Annotated in this window: 1 protein-coding gene; it reads right to left on the reverse strand. The window is 38.7% G+C overall.

What is annotated here, in order from left to right; genetic code table 11:
• Nucleotides 1-14: 14 nt before the first annotated feature.
• Nucleotides 15-1,612, reverse strand: a protein-coding gene (locus QUB63_RS34910) for an IS5 family transposase (RefSeq protein WP_442921902.1) whose coding sequence is annotated in 2 segments (ribosomal slippage) — nucleotides 15-1,018 and nucleotides 1,018-1,612 — 1,599 coding nt in all. Because the reading frame shifts where the segments join, the coding sequence is not laid out codon by codon here.
• Nucleotides 1,613-1,815: the final 203 nt, after the last annotated feature.

Raw genomic sequence — 1,815 nt, forward strand, 5'->3', positions numbered from 1 at the left:
GTGATAGTGACTTTTCACAACAACTTCCTCAGTGGAAAAAAAACTCTATCAAGAGTTAGCAAAGCTTCAAAGTAAGTAGGGCTTGCTGAAAAAGTCACAAAACAGCCCTTAGAAAGATGAGTGAATTTGCTATTATCTGAACAATATAAATTTTCCTCATCTTTGTTGGATGAAACATAATCCTTGCTAATTTTTAAAGGCAGAAAACCTGAATAAAGGTTTTTGTTGTGAAATAGAAAGAAAAAAAGCCAAAAAGCCTGCCGTAGCAGGCCAGAAAGATTCATCACTAAAAAAGTTATGGCGATGCTTGTTTCAGAAGTATTAGAAAGTTTAGCCATAACTCTACCGAGGCTGAATCTTCTTTTAGCTTCTCCAAATTTTCCCTCTATTGAGTTACGAATTCTTTCGTCAGACTGAGCTTGTTTCTTCTTTGATTTGCTGATATTTTTAGGGGGTCTTCCTAGAGGAACGCCACTCATTCTAATTCCTCTTTCTTTGCACCACGCTCGATTTAACTGCGTTCGATATATGCGATCTACATGAATTGATTCTGGAGAGAATCCAGTGAATCGTTTGAATTCTTCTACTTGTGCTTGTAAGTCTAAAGATTCATTGAAATTATCCCAACTAATTCGGTCTAAAAATACGTAGCCGTTACGACAACTCGCTGACAATTTTGCCCCAATTTCAACGGATTTCCCGGCTTTTCCTCTGACGATGGGGCGGATATGTGGTTGCGTTAAACTTACTATTCTGTCCTCAATCCTCTGTTCTTTCTTTTCATACATCGATAACTGTTGACGGTAGACTTCTGTGACTACTAGCAGCTTTTTATAGTCAGATTTACTTAGCAACTGTAGCTGACCCATTCCCTCGATATTAGCTAAATTTCTTTTGATATATTGGAGTTGTTTTTTAATCGTTTTTCTTCGTTTTTTTCGTAATGGTTTCCGGTTTTTGGCTAGAGTTAAGTATTCTTTTCTGGCTTTGTTTCGATAAGTTCTTGGTTTTTTTTTACGGGTGACTGATTTTTATTATGTAGAGCATCTATGATTTTTTCTGTATGTTCTCTTGCTTGATTTAATAGTCCTAAGTCCGTCGGATATTTAATGTCGGCTGGCGCGCAGGTTGCGTCTAATATTAATTTTCCTTGATTCTTAGGCTCACTTAGGTCTGATGACTTTTTTTCTACTTCCTCTCCTTGCACTTCAGTCTGGTTTTTGACCATTTTTTCATTGATTTTATTGACTAGGTTGACACCTATTCTTTGCCGAAAATAAACGAACATGGATGAGTCGAATGGTGCTTCATTACTATAACCACTCATACCTAGGAAGTATTGTAGGTATGGGTTTTCTCTTATTTGTTCTACTGTTTCGGCGTCGCTAGTTCCTAATCTTTCTTTGATTATTAATGCCCCCAAGGCCATACGAAACGATTTGGCGGGCGCTCCCGTTGAACAGGTGAAATTTTTGGCATATTCTACTTCAAATTCTGACCAGGGAATTAGTTTTTCCATGATTACCCAACGATTATCCTCTGACAATTTCCCCTCGAAGGGGAACTCAAAGTTGGACGGCTGGCTTGGGGTTGGGTCAACTGTTCGGTACATTACAGAAGTGATGCTATGCAGGGCTTTTGACTGATTTTAGCTCACCAGTCCGCACACGATGAGCATTGAAACCAGCCAAAGTCTTTACCTGTAATAGTTTCAGGTTTTTTCAGCAAGCCCTAAGTACCCACAAGCAGACATAGAAGTGTGGTGTCAAGATGAACAGAGATTAGGACTTCAACCAAAAATTCGTCGAGTCTGGA

It is taken from the genome of Microcoleus sp. ARI1-B5 (assembly GCF_036705795.1).
GTDB lineage: Bacteria > Cyanobacteriota > Cyanobacteriia > Cyanobacteriales > Microcoleaceae > Microcoleus.